Genomic DNA, 17,471 nt, shown 5'->3' with positions numbered 1-17,471 from the left:
CTCAGCGTGATCTTGTGGTCGGCGTGATTCTGTAGGAGGTGGGCGATGACCTCTGCGAACTGGTTCGCGCTGGGGATGGCCGTGTTCGGCGCGTTCAGCTACGCGACCGGCTCGATCCTGCAGGCCGTCGGCGCCAAACGCAGCCACAGCACCGCCAGCACCCTCGGCCATCCGCTCTACCTCGCCGGCATCGCCTTCGACATCGTCGCCTGGGTCGGGGCCATCGCCGCCCTCCAGCACCTGGCCGTCTACGTCGTCGAGTCGGTCCTGGCCAGCTCGCTCGCGGTCACCGCGGTCGCCGCCTGGCTGTTCCTCGGCTCCACCCTGCGCCGCCGGGACGTCGCCGCCATCGTCTGCACCACCGGCGCCCTCGGTGTGCTCGCCCTCTCCGCCGGTGAGCAGCACGAGATGCTGCCGTCCACCCAGGTCCGCCTCGGCCTGGTCACCGCGTTGCTCTGCCTGTGGGCCCTCGGTTACGGCGCCACCCGCACCGGGCGGCCCGGGCTGATCGCCCTGATCGGCGGCTTCTCCCTCGGTGGGGCCGCGATCTCCGGGCGGGCCCTGCAGTTCCCCGCCGACGAGATGCGGCAGGCGTCCACGGCTGTCGTCGCCGTCGTCACCGAGCCGGTCACCTGGACCATGATCGGTTTCGCGCTGACCGGCATGCTGCTCTACGCCAGTGCGCTGCAGGGCGGCGAGGTCGGCCGGGTCACCGCCGTCCACTGGACCGGCGAGGTCGTCCTCCCGTCGATCATCGCCCTCACCCTGGTCGGCGACACCATCCGTCCCGGCTGGGAGCTGGCCGCCCTGCTCGCCGGGGTGGCGATCGTCAGCTCCGCCGTCGTCCTGGCCTCCGCGCCCGCGGCCGTCGCCCCCGCCGGTGCGGACCCGGTCCCCGCCAAGGCCGGTTCCACGGCCAAGGCCGGCACCGCGATCACCGTGCCGCCACCGCGCGCCGGGGCCCTCGTGCCCTTCGCCACCGCCGAGGCGTGGCGGCTGGCCATCCCCGCCGAGGCGTATTGGCCGGCCCTCCAGCCACCACTGATCCGCGGTTACGGGACCGTCACGTGGTGGGGTTCAGTGGTCACCCCGCAGCCGCTGTGGATCCCCCCGGACCGTACGGTCAGCGCCCCCGGAGCCCTCCCCTCCTGGGCTGGCCCTCAGCTGCCGTCCGGCCGTCCGGTCCCCGCCGGCGGGCCCGGACTGCACCGCGCCCGGCCGCTGCCCCAGGCCCGCCTACATGCGGCCCTGCCGGCCAGCCGCTCCGACGTCACCGCGGCCTGAGGCTCGTGCGCGCCCTGCGACCGGGCCTAGCCGCCCTGCGCTCGGCCGATCACTATCGGTCCATTGCCTCGAGGCGATGCCAATTTCTCGATGGATATCTCGAAAGCGCCCAGTCGATCACCTCGCGGTAGTAGCCTCGGGGGCACCCGAGAACCGGGATGGTCGTCGATGTGAGCCCGTCCCGCCAGAGCCCGGCTCACCCCGGCCGACGCTGAACCGGCGCCGACCAGCGGCGGCGTTCACGTCCAGCTGCCCGCGAGCACCCTTCGCCCGCCCTGCGTCCCCGGCCTGCCGCGGCCGGGGACGTCCCTTTCCCGCTCGGCGTCCCTTCCGCCCGGCCTTCCTTTCCTCGCTTGGCTTCCCTTCTCCCCGCCCGGCTTCGAGGACATCGGCCGGGTGAGCGGGTGATATGCGCTATCAGCTACTACTGACGGTTCTGTTCTGGTCGGCGGGCGGTTCCGGGCGTTTGCCCGCACGCCGGTCACCTTCGCGAGAGCCCCGCCGTCTGGTGGCATCCGGACCGGATTCGTTGAGTATTCCTTGCGCCTACTATCCGTAGGGAAGTCTCTTGTATTGGTGATCATGAAACCTTAAAGTCATCGACGCGGTTCGTCGGCAGCGCCGCCTACCAGTTCAAGATCAATGACTACAACGACGCCTATCAGCCCGGTAACACCGAAGTCGCCATCCCCACCACCGAGACCGGTCTGTCCGGCAACTACCAGTACAACACCACCTACAACGTCGACGGCTCGATCAGGTCGACGAGCCTGCCGGCGGCCAACGCCGGGTTGCCGGCGGAGCGGCTGACCTACGACTACAACAGCCTCGGGCAGCCGATCACCGTCGACAGCCTGTACGGGTCCACCAACCAGGCCTACGTCACCGGCACCGATTACAACGCCCTCGGCCAGCTCGACCAGGTCAAGCTCTACACCGGTACCGGAGCGGGTGGCCGGGTCTACACCAAGTACACCCGGGAACTGGAGACCGGGCGGCTCACCGGCATCCGCACCGACCGGGACTCGGTGGCCCCGTACATCCTGACCGACACCACCTACCGGTACGACGACGCTGGCAACATCACCAGGATCGCCGACGCCGCACCCGATCCGGCCGACGACGTCCAGTGTTTCGGGTACGACAACCTCGCCCGGCTGGCCCGGGCCTGCACCCCGGCCAGTGGGGACTGCGCGGCGGCCCCGTCGGCCTCGGTACTCGGCGGGCCGGCACCGTACTGGCACAGCTGGATCGTCGACCCCATCGGCAACCGCACCAGCGAGACCGTCCACACCACCGACGGTGAAACCACCACCGACTACCAGTACCCGGCATCGGGCAGCACCAGCGTCCGCCCGCACGCGGTCACCGGCACCACCGGCGCGCGGACCGGCTCCTACACCTACGACGCCACCGGCAACACCCTGACCCGGCCCACCGCGACCGCCGGCACCCAGATCCTCACGTGGGATGCGGAAGGCCACGTCGACACGGTCACCGACACCACCGGTACCACGACCTACCTCTACGACCCCAGCGGCAACCGGCTCGTCCAGCGTGACCCCACCGGGACCACGCTGTACCTGCCGGGCCAGGAGATCCGCTACACCAAGAGCACCGCCAAGACCGAGGGCACCCGCTACTACAGCCACGCCGGGGCCACCATCGGATCCCGTACCGCCGCCGCCCTGACCTGGTTGTCACCCGACCATCAAGGCACCGCGAGTGTCGCCGTCAACGCGACGACCCAACAGGCCACCACCCGGCGCCAGACGCCTTACGGCACACCCCGCGGCGGTACGGCCGGGGCGTGGCCCAACAACCGCGGTTACGTCGGCGGCGTCATCGACGACACCGGCCTGATCCACCTGGGAGCCCGCGAGTACGACCTGGTCAACGGACGCTTCATCTCCGTCGACTCGGTCCAGGACCTGGCCAGCCCACAGCAGTGGAACGGCTACTCCTACGCCAACAACAGCCCGATCACCCTGTCCGACCCGAGTGGTCTCGACCCGTGCATCGGCGGCGGGGGCGGTTGCCACTACGACGGCACTGACCCCGGCGGCAACGGTCACAACGGCGAGGAGACCGACGAGGGCGAGTACGTCGGCGGCGAGGACGGCGGAGGCACGACGACTGAGGAGGTCGCCCAGAAGACGTACGGCGTCGATCTCAAGTCGGTAAACCAGACGAACCTCAGCACCGTATATCACATCACCTGGTGCACCAAAAACCCGGCTGCCTGTGCCGGCCTCCAGAACAAGCGTGGCGCCGAAGCCCTTGAGATGATCAAGGAAACCAGCGGCTACAGCGATTTCGAGGACTGCGCCACAGGCGGCGGCGCGGAGCCTTGCGCCTGGGCCGCGAGCAACTTCATCCCCTTCGGATTCGGCAAGGCGTTGAAGGCTTTGAAAGCCGCCCGTGTCGCCGACGCGGCGGCGGACGCGGCTCGAACCGTCGAAGCGGCGGCAGAAGCGAAAAGAGCCTCACGAGCTGCCGCAGCACCCAAGTTCACCGCGCACACGAACGCTGCGGGCGGCGAGGTCTATCTGACTGACCAGCTAGTCGACCAGAGTGACTTCCGGAAGCTCGTTCACGACGCTCGCCGGGACGGCGATGAAGTCCACATCCTCTCCGGATCTCACGGCACACCGGAAGGGAAGCTCGTCTATGAACGCGACTTCTACGAGAAGGACGTGGAGGCGTTCGGATACTTCCAGAACGTCCACGTCTACGATGTGGCGACCATGAGTGATGCCGAGATCACGAAGGTGCTGAGATCCCCGGGGACCATCGTCGGTGGCATCTGCTTTAGCTCCAGGTGCCTGGCGGGCTTGAACTGAGGGTGGGAGTCAATATGAGCCAGAATCCGGAACCGCCGTTGCTGGAATACCAAGTAGTGATCTTCGCCGATGGTGACTTCGGTCCCCAGTTCACTGTCATGGCGTCTTCTCTGAAGGAGGCCAGAGCACTCGTCATCGAGCAGCACGGAGACGGCGAGATCTCGATCTGGAATGAGGAGGAGGCGCGCAGGATCCGGTAGCCGGTCTCCTGCGTACCTCCCTTGTCTTCCGGACACTCGGATGACACATAGCCCGATCGCCTCGGCGGTCGGGCTATGTGCTGCTCTCGTTCACCGCGGCCTGCCGGTGGCGTTGCAGCCGGAGGACGTGGGGCTTCCCCGCGGCTCGCGATGACGGACCGGCGGGCTGCAACCCGAGTGAGCAGGAGCATCTGTTCGCCCTCGGTGGTTACTCGGCGCCGTAGCGGATGCTGCGTGACGAGAAGGTCAGCCCGGTCATGCCGCGCATCGGATTCCCATCTCCCGCACCTGAACCGCGAGGACGTTGAGGCACACCATTCGGAACGCGTCCCGGGCCATGTCCGCCAGCGCCTGCAGAATCCGCGTGGCCTCAACGGCAGCGGCCCGGCCGTCACCCTCGGTGTCGTGGCCGACGACCAGCTCCACATTGCCTCGGTGTACACGTCGGCGAGTGCGGCCGCGCTCGCGGCGTCCACGATCAGTGCCTCGCACCGGGCGGCGGCTTCGTCGGCCAAGGGCGGCCCGGACCGGTTGTCGCCCAGTTCCCGGTGGCAGCGCGCGGCCGGGATCGGCGCCCCGGCAATCAGCGTGACCTGCTCGGGAAGCTCGCGCAGGCACCCGGCCGCGGCCAGGAACGCATCCCGTGCCCCAGCGACCTGACCGGACGAGGCTCGGCAGTTGCCGAGACCGAGATGGATCAGCCCGTATTCGACCGGCGGAACCTCCGGCAGCCCGTCGGCGCCGGCAAGGGCCTCCTCGTACACCTCCGCCGCCTCCGGAAACGGCCGAGAACGATCAAGCACGGCCCCTGCACCCGCAGCGCGCCCAGCAGCCCCCGCCCCGGCGTCGGTCTCGCGGCCGTCTCCACTGCTTTCCAGCTTTTCCGGTACGCGGACTCAGGGGCCCTGAGAATGCCCAGCACCAGCGCCTGCACGACCAGGTTCGCCGCCATCCGGATCCGTACCGCCGGAGTGGGGTCGTCCTCGGCCCACAGCCGTTCGGCCAGCCGGGACCGTTGCAGGGCGGGTCCGGGTCGGCCGAGTTTCTGCAGGCAGGCTGCGGACAGGAACGCGGCTTCGGGCCGTGTGGACGCGTCATTGCCCTCGATGACCTGGTCGAAGGCGGTCAGCGCCGGGTCGTACCGGCCCTAAGCCTGGGCGAAGTCACATTCCTTCGTCGCCGGGCAGTGCCCCGCCATGAGATACAACCATCAACTGATGATGGCGATTTTGTACGACCGGGTGCAGATCGCCCGCAACGTCAACGCCACGCCGATCTCCCTCGACGAGGCCGCGCGGGGATATCAGGAGTTCGATCAGGGCGCGGCCCGCAAGTACCTCCTGGACCCGCACGGGTCGGTCCGGAACTGACGGTCGGGGCCGTCGCCCACGGCTCGGGCGGCGGCCCCTCTCATCACTAGACGGTGATGGTCAGGTTCGCCACGTAACCCGCCGAGACCGACCCGGTCACGGTCGCCATCTGGGTGGCCGCCAGGTCGTCGCCGAACACCATGTCACCGGCCAGTGTGATCCGGCTCAGGTTCGTGACGCTCTGCGAATAGCCGGTGGCGCTGGCGTAGACCGTGCGGGACACCGCTTCCGGCAGCGCGATCTGCGACGTCTTCTTGATCAGGCCGGACGAGCTGGTGGCCGCGGCCAGCGACGAGTAGACCTCGAAGTGGATGTGCGGCCACCTGCCCGCGTAACAGCCGGGGAAGATGCTGGTGAACGTGACCGTGCCGGACGAGTTGGTGACCTGGATGCCGCGCAGGTAGTTCTGGTTCGTCACGCCCGACGAGTACAGCGAGTACAGCCCGGCCCGGTCGCAGTGCCAGGCGTAGACGGCCGCGCCCACCGTCGGGGTGCAGGCGGCGTTGTTGATGGTCAGGGAGAATTGCAGCGGTACGCCCGCGGCGGTGGTCGTCGACGTGCCGAACGACGACCGGATGTCACTGCGGACGATGCCGGAGAGCACCCGGACGTTGGGGCCGTTCGAGCCGTCGGCCGGGTACGGTCCGGCCGTCTCCGAGTCGACCTCGGCCGCGCAGGCCGCCAGTGCCGGTTCCGCGGTGCCGTTGAGCAGGGTGCCACCTGCCACCGCCAGGGCTCCGGCGCCGCCGACCGCGGACAGCATCCGCCGCCGGGTCATGACGGGCAGGTCGTACGCGAGACCTTTGTCGTGCACCTCGCGCACGAAGGCTTCGTTGTCCTCCATGGATTCCTCCTTCTGCCGTTGGGGGAAACCGCATCGAAACATCGAACTCTATGAATGACCTGTGGTTGATCATCTGCCGGTCATACCGGCTGGGTCATCCCTTCCCCTGCTGCCCATGGGTAAGCGGGGGAAGGGCTCGGCATGGAGGCCGACGGGGCTTCGAAGGCGCTCGCGGAGACACGGCCGATCGTCGTGGGTTCGGTGCCGCGGCATTGCGACGTTCCCGCGGACAGCACCATCGGCGGGCTGGTCAGATGCCGGCGATGAGCCGCAGATCCTCGGGGGAGAGCAGGACGAGGCTCTGCCGTCCGGTGCTGATGAGTTTGTCGTCCCGCCACTGTTCGAGGGCACGTCCGATGGTTCGTGGCGACGTCGAGATCAGTCCGGCCAGGTCGCTCTGCGAGAGGGGCAGTTCGAGACGGATGCCGTCGGCGGCGGTGGCGACTCCGTACTTCCGGCCCAGGTCCAGCAAGAGAGAGGCCAAGCGTTGAGGCGCGGACTCGGATCCCGCGGCGGCTCGGTGCCGGTCGGCCTCGCGAAGCCGGGCGGAGACCGTCCGGTGCAGCAGCGCGGCCACGTCAGCGTTACGGGACAGGAAGAGGCGCAGCGGAGGGCCGTGCAGGATCAGCGCTTCGACTCGCGTGATCGCCGAGAGGGTCGCCGATCGTGGCCGTCCGTCCATGCAGGCCTGCTCACCCACCACGTCCCCGGCGTCACGCAAGCCCAGCACGGTCTGATAGCCGCCGGCGGACTCCAGGGAGACCTTGACACAACCCTTGAGGATCACCACGGCGAAATCGGTCTCGTCGCCCTCGCGGACCAGAACGGCCTGCGGAGGGTAATCGCGAGGCGAGCCCATCGCGGACAGGGCAGCGCGGTGCGACGGGTCCAGGGCCTGCCAGAAAGGACGCCCCACATCATCTGCCCTGGTCATGTTTTCTGTCCTCACCGGGTGTCGAACAGAGGCGACTGCCGCGACCGTCCAGGGGAGCACCGAAAGGATGACGTCGCCGCCTGATGGACATTTGTCATTGACAGTGTTCTCAGGCTACCGGGACGCTCCATCAGATTCGATCGCAGATGGGGTGGGCACATGCCGGAGGCTCGGGAGTATCTGAAGGCGATCGCCGTCGGTGGAGAACGGTCGAACTCGCTGGAGACCGCTGCGTCCGGCGGCGGGAGCACCGATCCGGCGATCCGGACCGGACTGACGGAACGACTCGACGCGGAGATCGGCTACATCGCACGGGTGACCGGTATGACCGCGGACCCCGGCCGGCGGCTGGAGATCCTGCGACTGGCGGACAGCGCTCTGGCGAAACTGCTCGGTGAGGGAGAGGCCGCCCGGCTGACTCCAGCGGACATCAGCGGGCTGGAAGCGGTGGTGGCCACCGACGGATCCCGTCCGGTGCTGTTCGTCAAGGAAGACCTTCCCGTCCTGGACCATCCGGCCATCGGTGGCTACCGCGAGATGCTGTCCCGGATGCAGGAGGACGTCCGGGTGGTGTGCCGGTCAGTCGGCCGGGTCGACGATCCCGACCCGGCCGTCGAAGTCGGGTACCACGGCACGGCATGGGCGATCGACGAAGGCGTCGTCGTCACGAACTATCACGTGCTCCAGGCGATCGCGCCGCAGGCAACGCGGATCGGCGGCCGGTTCGAGGGCCGGCTCAAGCCCGGCGTCGCCGTCAACTTCGGGCACGAGGCCGGCGGCCAGCGCCCGGACCGGCGGTTCCCGATTCGGCGGGTGCTCCGCGTCGGCTCCCCGGCGGCATCTGCGCCGACTGGGCCTGGACTCGACTTCCATGCTCTGGACCTGGCGGTGCTGGAGCTGGAACCGGTGGCGGGGCGGCCCTTCCCCGATCCGGTGACGGTCGCCCGCGGCGACGACCCGATGACCATGGGCGGGCTGGCGACCAAGGGCCGCACCGTCTACGTGACCGGCTACCCGGGCGATCCGACGTCCACCACGCCGAACCTGATGGCGACGCTGTTCAACGGGGTTCTGAGCTGCAAGCGGCTGTCGCCGGGAGTCATCACCGACGCCCCGGGCGAACTGAGTGACGACCCCCGCGGCTGGGTCATGACACACGACGCGAGCACGCTGGGCGGAAGCTCCGGCTCGCTGGTGGCCGACCTGACGGTCTTCGGGCGTACCGGACTCGGCCTGCACTTCGCCGGTCAGCACGCCCGGCGCAACTGGGCACACGCCCTGGAACGGATCACCCGGGAACTGCACGGGGCGATACCGGTGGGTTCCCGGTGACGGCCGACGTCAGGGCGCTGGCCGCAGCGGTCGTCCCCGACTGGCCACTGATCGACCGGATCTGGGGCGAGGTGGCCCGCGCCAACGGCGCCCACCTGCAACGCCAGACCGGCAGCCCGCGTCGGTCGTTCCTGGAGGAGGCGTTCGCCGTGGCGGCGCTGCGCGACTTCCTGGAGACCTTCGTCGACGAGCTTCTCCGGTACGGGCTGATCCGTCCCGCGACTCGTCTTCGGGATCTCGTCACAGCCATGGGCGGAAACGGCGACCTGGCGTTCGAGTTCCAGGCGTTCATCGACAGCACCCAGTTCATGGGCGACGGGCTGGTCCTGTTCCAGGGCGGGCTGGACGCCTGTCGATACATCTGCCGGGTGGACGTGGACGGCGAACACGCGGGTACCGGTGTGTACCTGGGCGACGGCCTGGTCGCGACGGCGGCCCACGTCCTGGGGGACCTGGTCACCGACACCACCGGGGGCCTCGCCGCCGGGACCGGGAGTCTGGCGAGGCTCAGCCTGACCTTCGGGTACGCGATGAAGCCGGCCGGAGGCGGCCGCCGGATCCTCCGCCGGGGCACCGTCGCCCCGCTGCACCGCGACTGGCTGTACTGGGGCAGCCGGACCGAACCCGACCCGGTCGACGAGAACGACGTCACCGGGGTCTCGCCGCAGGACGGTCCCTGGGATCTCGCACTGATCAGGCTCGCCGCACCGCTCCTGCTCCCGTCGGCGCCGGAACTGCGCCCGGATCCGCCACGTGTGCCTGCCGCCGTCTTCGTGTTCCAGCATCCGCACGGCGCGTCCGCCGGTGGACAGTCCCTGTTCGTCGCCCACGGCCGGCTCGAACGGCACCTGGGCGAACCGGCCGTCCGCTTCCTGCACAGCGCGAACACCCAGCGGGGTTCGTCGGGCGCGCCGTTGTTCGACCAGGACTGGCGGATGGTCGGCATCCATCAGGGCGGGCCGGTCCCCGGCGGCGTGGCCTCCGCGGCCACCCCGGTTCGTAACCGGGCCGTGCCGGTGCGGTTCTTCGCCGGGCCCGCCGCCCGCCTGGGACTGACCGAGGCGGACACACCCCTGATCACGGAGTTGAGGCAGGCCCCGGGCGGTGGGCCCGGGCCGTACCCGGTGATCGGGCGGGTGCGAACCCAGCAGCGTCTGTGGCGTGGCCTGGCCCGGCACGCCCCGGCCCCGGACCGGCTCCTGGTGATCCGGGGCGCCCCGGGCACCGGCCGGAGATTCAGCAGCCGGCTCGTCCGGGAGTATGTCGAACGGGCCGGGGACCCGGTGATCACATTCGACCTGTCCGGCGCCCTCGACTGCTCGGCCGAGCAGCTGGCGGACCGGATCACCCGTGCGATACCCGCCGATCCCACAGTGATCCGGGGTGATGGCATGACCACCGGTGCCCGGGAGATCCGGAACGGGATCCTCCCGGCGCTCAGCGGCCTCTGGCACTCCGACGCGGCCGACCACCCGGTTTGGCTCCTCCTCGGCGGCGCCGAGTCGGAAGCCTTCCGCATCACACCGCCGATCCGCGACGTCGTCTCGGGGATCATCGGCGCACTCGGGGATCTGCCGGCGCTGCGGCTGGTCCTGCTCGGCTGGGAGGAACCCGTGCCGCCCGGCTTCGGCGCCTCGATCGACGAACTGACCGAGCCTACGGCCGACGAGATCAGCGGGTACCTGCTGCCACCGGGTGAGGAGCCCGGCCCGAGACTGCGCCGGGCCGCGGCCGCCGCGATGGCGCAGGCCGCGGCCGACGGCTGGACCGGCTACGGCCTCGCCGCGACAGCGGTGGAGATCCTGCGGGCGGCGCCCGCCACCGCGCGGACTCTCCGGAAGATCTGGGCGCGGCGCTCCGAAGCCGAGCGTGAGCTGTTCCAGGCCAGGCCGTGGTTCACCACCCGAGTCACCGTGCCCGACGCCGCCGCGCGGAAGGTCCTGCAGCGGGCCGCGTTGTCCGGCGCGGTCAGCCCCGAGGACCTGATCCGGGACATGCCGGCCGACGAGGGCGAGCGGGCGCTGGACGTGCTGCAGACCGACTTCGACCGGGTCCGCGCCGCCGAGCGCTGGGCTTGGACACTGCGGTCCGGCAGCCGCCACGACGTTCTCCGCACGATGAGTGGGGACACGCTGCGCCTCCGGCTCAAAGACGTCGCGGAGATCCCGACCGACACACCCGGTGAACGTCTGCGGGAGCTCTGCGCCGGTACTGGCGGACCCGAACCGGACGTGCAGGCCCTCACCTGGGCGGCGCCGCTGCGCGGGCGGCTCAGCGACCTGGCCGAGGCGCACCGGCTCGCCGCCGTCCGACGTCTGCTCGACGACCATCGACTGCTGGTCCACGAGGGGGTGTTCGGCCGGACGGCGGTGCTGGACCGGCTCCGGGACTTCGCTGGTGAACCGGTCGACTCGGCACGCCCTGTCCCGGTGTTGGCCGTCACGGGGATCGGGGGTTCCGGCAAGTCCACGGTGCTGGCCGAGTTCGCCCGGCCATATCTGGAGGGCCTGATGACGCCGCCGCCCGGCGGACCGCTGCCGGTGGTGATCGACTTCGACCGGCTGCGATTCCGCCCGGGCCGGGAACTCGAGATGTCCTTCGAGGTCACCCGCCAACTCGGAACGGCTCACCCGGAGGCCGGCGCGGACTTCGCCGCGCTGCGGCACCAGGCTCTGGAGGGCCAGCACCGGACCGACAGCGACCGATACGGCGCCGCTCACGCCGTAGACCAGGACCGGCGGGCGGCTTTCCGGTTCGACCACGACGCGGCGGTGATCGTCCGTCTGCACCGGCTCGGCACCCGGCCGGTGCTGGTGCTGCTCGACACGTTCGAGGAATGGCAGCGGGAAAGACCGCGTCGCGACGAGGACCGCGGACCCGGCAACGACTCCGAGCGTGACCTCCTGGCCTGGCTCACCCGGCTCCGGCAGGACATGGGCCTGGCCGGCCTCAAAGTGGTCGTTGCGGGCCGTGCGGCGCCTGGCGGGACCCGCGCGGAGGTGGTTCACCTCGGTGACCTGGATGTCGCGGCCCGGCGGGAACTGCTGACGGCCCACGGCATGGACTCCGGTCAGGCGACCCGGATCGCGGCCCGATTCGGCAACCCGCTCACGCTCCGGATCGCCGCCCGGATCCTGCCGTCACTCGGACCCACCGAGGAAGCCGCCCTGTTCAGCGAGGACATCTCGGTACCGTCGCTCGACGAGGCGATCCGCTGGGCCGTCCTGTACCAGCGGCATCTCGGGCACGTCGCCGATCCTCGCGCCCGAGCCGTCACCCACCCGGGGCTCATCCTGCGGCGGTTGTCGGCCGCGGTCGTTCAGCAGGTCGTCGCGCCGGCGTGCCGGTTGGGCGAGCTGGACGACGCCTCGGCTCTCGACCTGATGCGGCGGCTGGAGGACGAGGTCTGGCTCGTCCGGCGAGCCCACGACGGCCTGCGCCACCACACCGAGGTACGTCGCGCGGTGTTGCGCCTGATGATCGACGATCCGGCCGAGCGCGACGCCGTGGCCCGAATCAATCAGGCCGCCATCGAATGGTACGGATCGGATCGTCACGACCTGACCCCGCAAGCGGCGGCCCGGGAAGTCCTCTACCACCGGCTGCTGCTCGACCCACCCGACTTCGTCGTCACCGAACTCGGCTCGACCCCGGCCCAGCGCGGTGAACTGGACGCGCTGGGCGACTGGGCCGGCGACTTCACCCCACGGATCGCCGGCCAGATCCGGGCGCTGCGCGGTGACCCCGACCTCACGGCCGCCGAGATCACGGCGCTGCCGCAGCGTGCCTGGGAGACCTGGGCGCAGCGACACGGCCGGGAACTCGTCGACTCCGGGCGGGCGCGGCCGGCGTTGCGGCTGTTCGAAGAGCGGGCCCTGCGCACCGAGCCGGAATGGCTGGCGCAGGCGTTCTGTGAGAGCGCGCGGTGGCAGGACCACTCCGCCGTGCTGCGCGGTTACGAGTCGTCGCCCGGAAAACGGCGATGGGCGGGCCGGTACGCGGTGGTCAACGCCGTCATCACCGGCGGCGACGCGGCCGTGGCGTGCCTGCGGTGGCTGTCGCGGCACATCGCGACCCTGGACGTCATCGCGGGATCGCAGGACGAGATCGTCGAGCGGCTCTTCTACAGCCGGTTGCTGGCCGAGCGTGCCGGGCAACCGTGGCCGCATCGCTCCCTCGCGGAACGCCTGCTGGTCTCGCGGCCGGACGCTGCACCGGCGACGGCCGACCAGTTTCCGGTGGACCAGCTACGCCGCGCGCTGACGTGGGCGGCGGCCGGTGCTCCCGGCGCCGGGCGGACGCTGCGTCAGGTGACCGGCCTGTACCGCCCGGAACCTCAGTGGCTCGACGACATGTCCGCGCTGGCGGGCGTGCGGCGGGACCGCGGGACCGGCCCGGAGGTTCTGCGCAGTGACGAGATCCTGGGTGATCAGGCGCGGCGATTCGCCACGGGACTGGGAGACGCCGTGCCTCTGATCGCTGCCACGGTGTACCGTCCGCACGTGCTGCGCCTGCTGCGCGGTGACAATCCCGAGCTGTTGCCGGCCGTACGCCTCGCGCTGTCCTCTCGTCCCGGTGGCCCGGACCTGGCGAACCTGGCGACGATCGCCGGCTCGGTGCTGCCGTGGACGCCCGCCGATCTCGAACCCGGTCGCATGCCGGTGGTGGGTGCTCCGGAGACGGACGCCGTTCTGGCCAGGCTCGTGGACTACGTCGACTGCTCGGGCCGGACCGGCAGATTCCTGGCGGCGGTCTTCCGGCACGACAACGGGTCGCCGCTGATCGAGACGGTCCACCGGGCGTTCGTGATCTGGGACGACGTCCACCGCCGGATGCTCGACGGCCTGGCCTGGAAGAGCTGACCGGGACCCGGCCGGATCACTGCCGGTCCAGACGCCGGATCAGCTCCCGGGCCTGCGCCGCGGTGAACGGCACCCGCCGCCGGTCGCCGTTCGCCGCGGCTGCCGAGGCGACGGTGGGAGGCGGAACCACCGGTGGAGCAGCGGGAGGCAGAGCCACCTGGGGAGCAACTGGCGGCATCGGGGCGCCGAAGACCCGGACCCAGACCCGATCGGCGCCGCTCGCCTCCCCGGACGGTGCGTAGAACGCCGTACCGGTGCCTCGATGCCTCTGCCGGAGCACGTCGCGCATGAACCCCTCCGAGGTCACGACGACCAGTCCGGCGGACGGAACCGCCGCGGCGGCCGCAGACACGTCGGCTCGCCCCAGCATCGCGGTGCACGCCCGGACCGCGGTACCGTCCGGTCGTCCAGCCGTGACCGTGACGAATCCGTGGTCGAGCGCGGCGGTCAGCGTCATCACGTGGCTCCCGGCGTACCGGGCGGCGTGTTCGTCGAGTTGCTCGTGCAGGCAGCGCAGCACCGTCGACGCGATCGGCACCGGCGAGTCCGCGATCGACAGGAGCACACCCTCCGAGGTGGGGAACCATTCGCAGCGATCCGGCGCGACGGCAGCCTCGTTCAGCGATTCTGCGAGCATGTCGTGGAGCCGCGCGAGTAGTTCGGGACGGACGGTTCCGGCGCGCTCGCCGAGCCCGGCGATCTCCAGCGACAGCACCACCCGGTCGTGGGGCACGGGTCTCATGACGCCGCCCGGTCCCGCAACGCGGCGCCGAGGCGGGTCACCCGGTGGTTCACCTCACGTGCGGTGTGCCGACCGGGCCCGGCCCACGTGATGAACTCTGCCACCGCGCCGGCCTCCAGGTCGACGCCCAGGTCCTCGGCCACTTCCCGCAGATGCGCGGCGACGTCGTCCGGGCCGATGGCCGCGGTACGGGCCCGGGCCACCGCCCAGCCGTCCCTCGCGATCCCCGCGATGCCGAGCAGGACGACCGTCAGGTTCCGCACCTGCCGCCGGTCGGCGAGGTCACCGAGACAGCGGATCAACGCGACAGCGTCGTCGTCCAGTTCGGCGTCCGCGGATCCATCCAGCACGAGCATCGTCGCCGTCGTCTGGACGCCGAGCCGCCCGCCCAGCCAGCCGCTCAGGAGGCGTACCGGATCGCTCGATGTCTGCGGGGTGAGGTCCGGCGCGGGCAGACCGAGGCCGAGCCGGATGCGCTCGGTCAGGCCAGCCGCGCCGAGCCGGTTCCGGCCGTCGCCGGCGAGATCGACCAGCAACGGCCGGATGCCACCGTCGGCCGCCGCGACGTGACTGACGAAGTACCAGAAATGGCTGCGGCCCGATCCCCGTTCGCCGTCGACCGACATCACCCGCTCCGGCGCCGGGGACAGCAGCGTCCGCAACGCCGACCGCAGATCCCGCTGGCCCAGGTACGGCACCCCGTTGAGCGACGTCGCGGCCCACGGATCGGCGGCCGCCGGCGGCCCCGCCGTGGTGTGAACGGTGAGCATTCGCTGGGCCAGCCCGGCCAGACCCGGGTACGGCTCGTGACTCGCCCAGTCGAGCAGCTGGGCGAACCATCCGCGCCGCCGCGCGTCGGCGATGACCTTGCCGACGATGGTCGGCAGGTCGTGGTCGGTCGAGATCGCCTCCAGGTTCCGATCCAGGTGGCCGAGTTCAACCTCGAGCCGCGCCCGGCTGTAATTGGCGACGATCTCGTCGCGCAGCCGCCGGACGGTGTCCGTCTCAGTCAACGCACACACCGGCACGGGCCAGCCGGAGGGCGATCGGCCCGATCGGAACAGCCTGGTTGAAGCCGGGTGCCGCCCCGCCGAAGGCCGCCGGATCACCGCTGTGATGGACCGCGACCAGGTTGAGATCCCGGTCGAAGCACGGCGACCCGGAGGAACCCGGCTCGGTGTCCACGGTGTGCCGGATCCTGGTCCCGCCGCCGTTCACACCGAGCACCCGGTCGAACGCGAGCTTGAGTGGCCCTCCGTGAGGATGCTGCAGGACGAACAGCGGATCGCCGGCCTCGGGCGGACTCCCTGCAGCGGGCAGCGGCAGCCATCCCCGGTCCGGGGCGTCGGGCAGCTCACGGATGCCGTCGACCGGCTCCTCGCCGGGCCGCCCGTCGAGCCGGATCGCGACGAAGTCGAGCTCGTCGCCGGTGGGTTCCGGGGTGTCCACGGCGCCTCGGCGCTCCCCGGCGCTGGGCGGGGAGGCGTCCACGAGCCAGTCGGTGGCCAACGGGTAGGTGACACCGGGGGAGATCGGCGAGTCGGTGGCCGACGTCCGTACGTCGAAACGCAGTCGCACCATGGTGGCCGGCGCCGCCCCGCTGACGAAACGTTCGAGCACGTGGTGGCAGGTCACCGCGACGTCCGGCCCGGCGAGGAACGCGGTGCCGAGCCGGGCGCCGTCGGTCAGTTCCACCCGGGCGACCCGTCGTTGCAGCGCCCCCAGCCTCAGGTGCCAGTCCCGGGCGTCGAGCAGTCGCCTGCGGTCTCCGCTGAGCAGCAGCTCCAGGGCGGGCCTGGCGGCCGGGCGCACCGGGGCCGCGAGCAACCGGTCCGCGAGCTCGCTCAGCCCTCGGTGTGCCGGCCGGTACGCGCCCGCCACCGCCACCAGTTCCGGGATCCGGTCGCGCCGGTTGAGTTCCCGGGTCACCGCGAATACCACCTCGGTGAGATCGTCACCGATCGACAGGTGTTCGCGGTGCATGTCGAGACCGTGCAGGAGCAGCCGGTCGAGTGCCTTGAGCCCGAACGCGTCGAGCAGCGCCTCGTCGACGGCCTTGAGCTGGCGTCCGGCAAGGGGCATCAGGGCCGCCCGGGGATGGGACGCAGCTGGATCGTCTCCCGTTCACCGCGCGTGTCCAGGTCCGCCATCGGCAGGACCGGGACGGGGGCACGTGGCACAGGCGGGGTCAGCGGGATGCTGCCCCGGCCGCTCAGCGCCCGCGCCCACTCGTCGGTGCCTGGGCGACTGCCCCGGGCCCCGGCCGCCCGCTCGAACGTCTTGTGGACCAGGTCGCTCACCGCGTCGTCGAGACCGGGCAGCAGCGCCGGGATCTCTCCGGGGCGCACATACGCGTTCTTCGACAGCACCCGGCCCACGAACAGCGCCAGCTTGTACCGGTCCGAGTCGAGATCGGACGTACCGCCCGGCCCGTGCGGATCGTTCCAGTCCGGGGTGCTCGCCTGCGGAAGCACCGACGCCGACGTCTCGAAACGGGCCGAGTCGCAGTCGATGATGAACAACTCCGGCGGGTCGCCGGGACTCCACAGGATGTTGCGCATCGAGATGTCACCGAGCACGATCCGGTGGCTGTGCAGGATGCTCAGCAGGGTGACGAACCGCCGGCACAGTTCCAGCCGGTCGCCGGCGTCCAGCGGTTCGATGTCGCCCCACAGCGGCTTCGGGTCGAACAGCAGGTACTGCAGTTCCCGCAACTGGCTCTTCGCGTTCGCGGTGGTGGCGATGAACGGGGCGGGCACCCGCCGCATCAGGAATCCAATGACATTGCCGTGATCGGTGACGACCGCGGAGGGCCAGGCGGCACTCTCCCCGAGCACGCGCTGCCCGGCCGGGGTGAGCGAGGCGGGGAACGCCACCAGCCCCGCCAGGGCGGAACCGTTCACGCTGGCCACGAAGTAGCGCTTGAACACCTCCTCCGGCCGATCGGTCAGGGACCAGACCTCGCCCTGGCCGCCCTTGTCGATCGCCGGGCCGAGACGCAGCGCGGCGAGATCGATGCGGGTGGTGCCGCCGGGCACGACGACCCGTTGCTGGGACATG

13 protein-coding genes are annotated in these 17,471 nt (G+C 70.7%); 6 read left to right on the top strand and 7 right to left on the bottom strand.

The features are described from left to right. Positions 1-45: 45 nt before the first annotated feature. From BLU81_RS20525 to BLU81_RS20515, 3 genes are all read left to right on the top strand, one after another. The gene (locus BLU81_RS20525; RefSeq protein WP_092546167.1) at positions 46-1,284 is read left to right on the top strand and encodes a hypothetical protein; all 1,239 of its coding nucleotides are present in this window, start codon (positions 46-48) and stop codon (positions 1,282-1,284) included. 791 nt (positions 1,285-2,075) lie between these two features. After that, a complete protein-coding gene (locus BLU81_RS50805) occupies positions 2,076-4,127 on the top strand; it encodes an RHS repeat-associated core domain-containing protein (protein WP_092546166.1) in 2,052 nt (683 codons plus the stop codon). Positions 4,128-4,141: 14 nt separating this feature from the next. Then, complete coding sequence (locus BLU81_RS20515; RefSeq protein ID WP_092546165.1) at positions 4,142-4,327, top strand: hypothetical protein; 186 nt, start codon at positions 4,142-4,144, stop codon at positions 4,325-4,327. Positions 4,328-4,582: 255 nt separating this feature from the next. On the opposite strand, the gene BLU81_RS48430 is transcribed toward BLU81_RS20515, so the two are convergent. Beyond that, positions 4,583-4,753: a hypothetical protein gene (locus BLU81_RS48430; RefSeq protein WP_157751703.1), complete on the bottom strand. Its 171-nt coding sequence runs from the start codon at positions 4,751-4,753 to the stop codon at positions 4,583-4,585. A 791-nt stretch (positions 4,754-5,544) separates the two neighbouring features. Between BLU81_RS48430 and BLU81_RS20505 the strand changes: the two genes are divergently transcribed. After that, on the top strand, positions 5,545-5,697 hold the full coding sequence (locus BLU81_RS20505; protein ID WP_197686315.1) for a hypothetical protein: 153 nt from the start codon (positions 5,545-5,547) through the stop codon (positions 5,695-5,697). A gap of 46 nt (positions 5,698-5,743) precedes the next feature. On the opposite strand, the gene BLU81_RS20500 is transcribed toward BLU81_RS20505, so the two are convergent. Beyond that, a complete protein-coding gene (locus BLU81_RS20500; RefSeq protein ID WP_092546163.1) occupies positions 5,744-6,541 on the bottom strand; it encodes a dioxygenase family protein in 798 nt (265 codons plus the stop codon). A gap of 250 nt (positions 6,542-6,791) precedes the next feature. After that, positions 6,792-7,475 (bottom strand): Crp/Fnr family transcriptional regulator, encoded by a 684-nt coding sequence (locus BLU81_RS20495; protein WP_092546162.1) that lies wholly within the window; start codon positions 7,473-7,475, stop codon positions 6,792-6,794. 159 nt (positions 7,476-7,634) lie between these two features. On the opposite strand from BLU81_RS20495, the gene BLU81_RS20490 reads away from it, so the two are divergent. Continuing rightward, on the top strand, positions 7,635-8,807 hold the full coding sequence (locus BLU81_RS20490) for a trypsin-like serine peptidase (protein ID WP_092546161.1): 1,173 nt from the start codon (positions 7,635-7,637) through the stop codon (positions 8,805-8,807). Beyond that, positions 8,804-13,669, top strand: a complete 4,866-nt coding sequence (locus BLU81_RS51585) for a S1 family peptidase (RefSeq protein ID WP_092546160.1) — start codon at positions 8,804-8,806, stop codon at positions 13,667-13,669. Before BLU81_RS20490 ends, BLU81_RS51585 begins: the two co-directional genes overlap by 4 nt. Before the next feature lie 16 nt (positions 13,670-13,685). Here the strand turns inward: BLU81_RS51585 and BLU81_RS20480 are convergent, their stop codons facing one another. The 4 genes from BLU81_RS20480 to BLU81_RS20465 are packed head-to-tail and all read right to left on the bottom strand — an operon-like array spanning position 13,686 to position 17,470. After that, entirely contained in the window at positions 13,686-14,411 is a 726-nt protein-coding gene (locus BLU81_RS20480) for a hypothetical protein (protein ID WP_157751702.1), read from the bottom strand. Next, positions 14,408-15,424 (bottom strand): effector-associated domain EAD1-containing protein, encoded by a 1,017-nt coding sequence (locus tag BLU81_RS20475; RefSeq protein WP_157751701.1) that lies wholly within the window; start codon positions 15,422-15,424, stop codon positions 14,408-14,410. The genes BLU81_RS20480 and BLU81_RS20475 overlap by 4 nt, the downstream gene beginning before the upstream one ends. After that, complete coding sequence (locus tag BLU81_RS20470; protein WP_092546157.1) at positions 15,417-16,493, bottom strand: trypsin-like peptidase domain-containing protein; 1,077 nt, start codon at positions 16,491-16,493, stop codon at positions 15,417-15,419. The genes BLU81_RS20475 and BLU81_RS20470 overlap by 8 nt, the downstream gene beginning before the upstream one ends. After that, a complete protein-coding gene (locus tag BLU81_RS20465) occupies positions 16,493-17,470 on the bottom strand; it encodes a hypothetical protein (RefSeq protein WP_092546156.1) in 978 nt (325 codons plus the stop codon). The genes BLU81_RS20470 and BLU81_RS20465 overlap by 1 nt, the downstream gene beginning before the upstream one ends. Position 17,471: the final 1 nt, after the last annotated feature.

The sequence above is a fragment of the Actinoplanes derwentensis genome (assembly GCF_900104725.1).
GTDB lineage: Bacteria > Actinomycetota > Actinomycetes > Mycobacteriales > Micromonosporaceae > Actinoplanes > Actinoplanes derwentensis.
Note: the sequence above shows the minus strand (reverse complement) of the source record. Positions and strands in the feature narration are given on the sequence as shown.

What these genes read in the sequence shown, in the direction of transcription:
- BLU81_RS20490 (WP_092546161.1), top strand. Translation starts at nt 7,635, where the DNA reads ATGCCGGAGGCTCGGGAGTATCTGAAGGCGATCGCCGTCGGTGGAGAA.
- BLU81_RS20465 (WP_092546156.1), bottom strand. Translation starts at nt 17,470, where the DNA reads ATGTCCCAGCAACGGGTCGTCGTGCCCGGCGGCACCACCCGCATCGAT.
- BLU81_RS20525 (WP_092546167.1), top strand. Translation starts at nt 46, where the DNA reads ATGACCTCTGCGAACTGGTTCGCGCTGGGGATGGCCGTGTTCGGCGCG.
- BLU81_RS20470 (WP_092546157.1), bottom strand. Translation starts at nt 16,493, where the DNA reads ATGCCCCTTGCCGGACGCCAGCTCAAGGCCGTCGACGAGGCGCTGCTC.
- BLU81_RS20495 (WP_092546162.1), bottom strand. Translation starts at nt 7,475, where the DNA reads ATGACCAGGGCAGATGATGTGGGGCGTCCTTTCTGGCAGGCCCTGGAC.
- BLU81_RS20505 (WP_197686315.1), top strand. Translation starts at nt 5,545, where the DNA reads ATGATGGCGATTTTGTACGACCGGGTGCAGATCGCCCGCAACGTCAAC.
- BLU81_RS20515 (WP_092546165.1), top strand. Translation starts at nt 4,142, where the DNA reads ATGAGCCAGAATCCGGAACCGCCGTTGCTGGAATACCAAGTAGTGATC.
- BLU81_RS20500 (WP_092546163.1), bottom strand. Translation starts at nt 6,541, where the DNA reads ATGGAGGACAACGAAGCCTTCGTGCGCGAGGTGCACGACAAAGGTCTC.
- BLU81_RS20480 (WP_157751702.1), bottom strand. Translation starts at nt 14,411, where the DNA reads ATGAGACCCGTGCCCCACGACCGGGTGGTGCTGTCGCTGGAGATCGCC.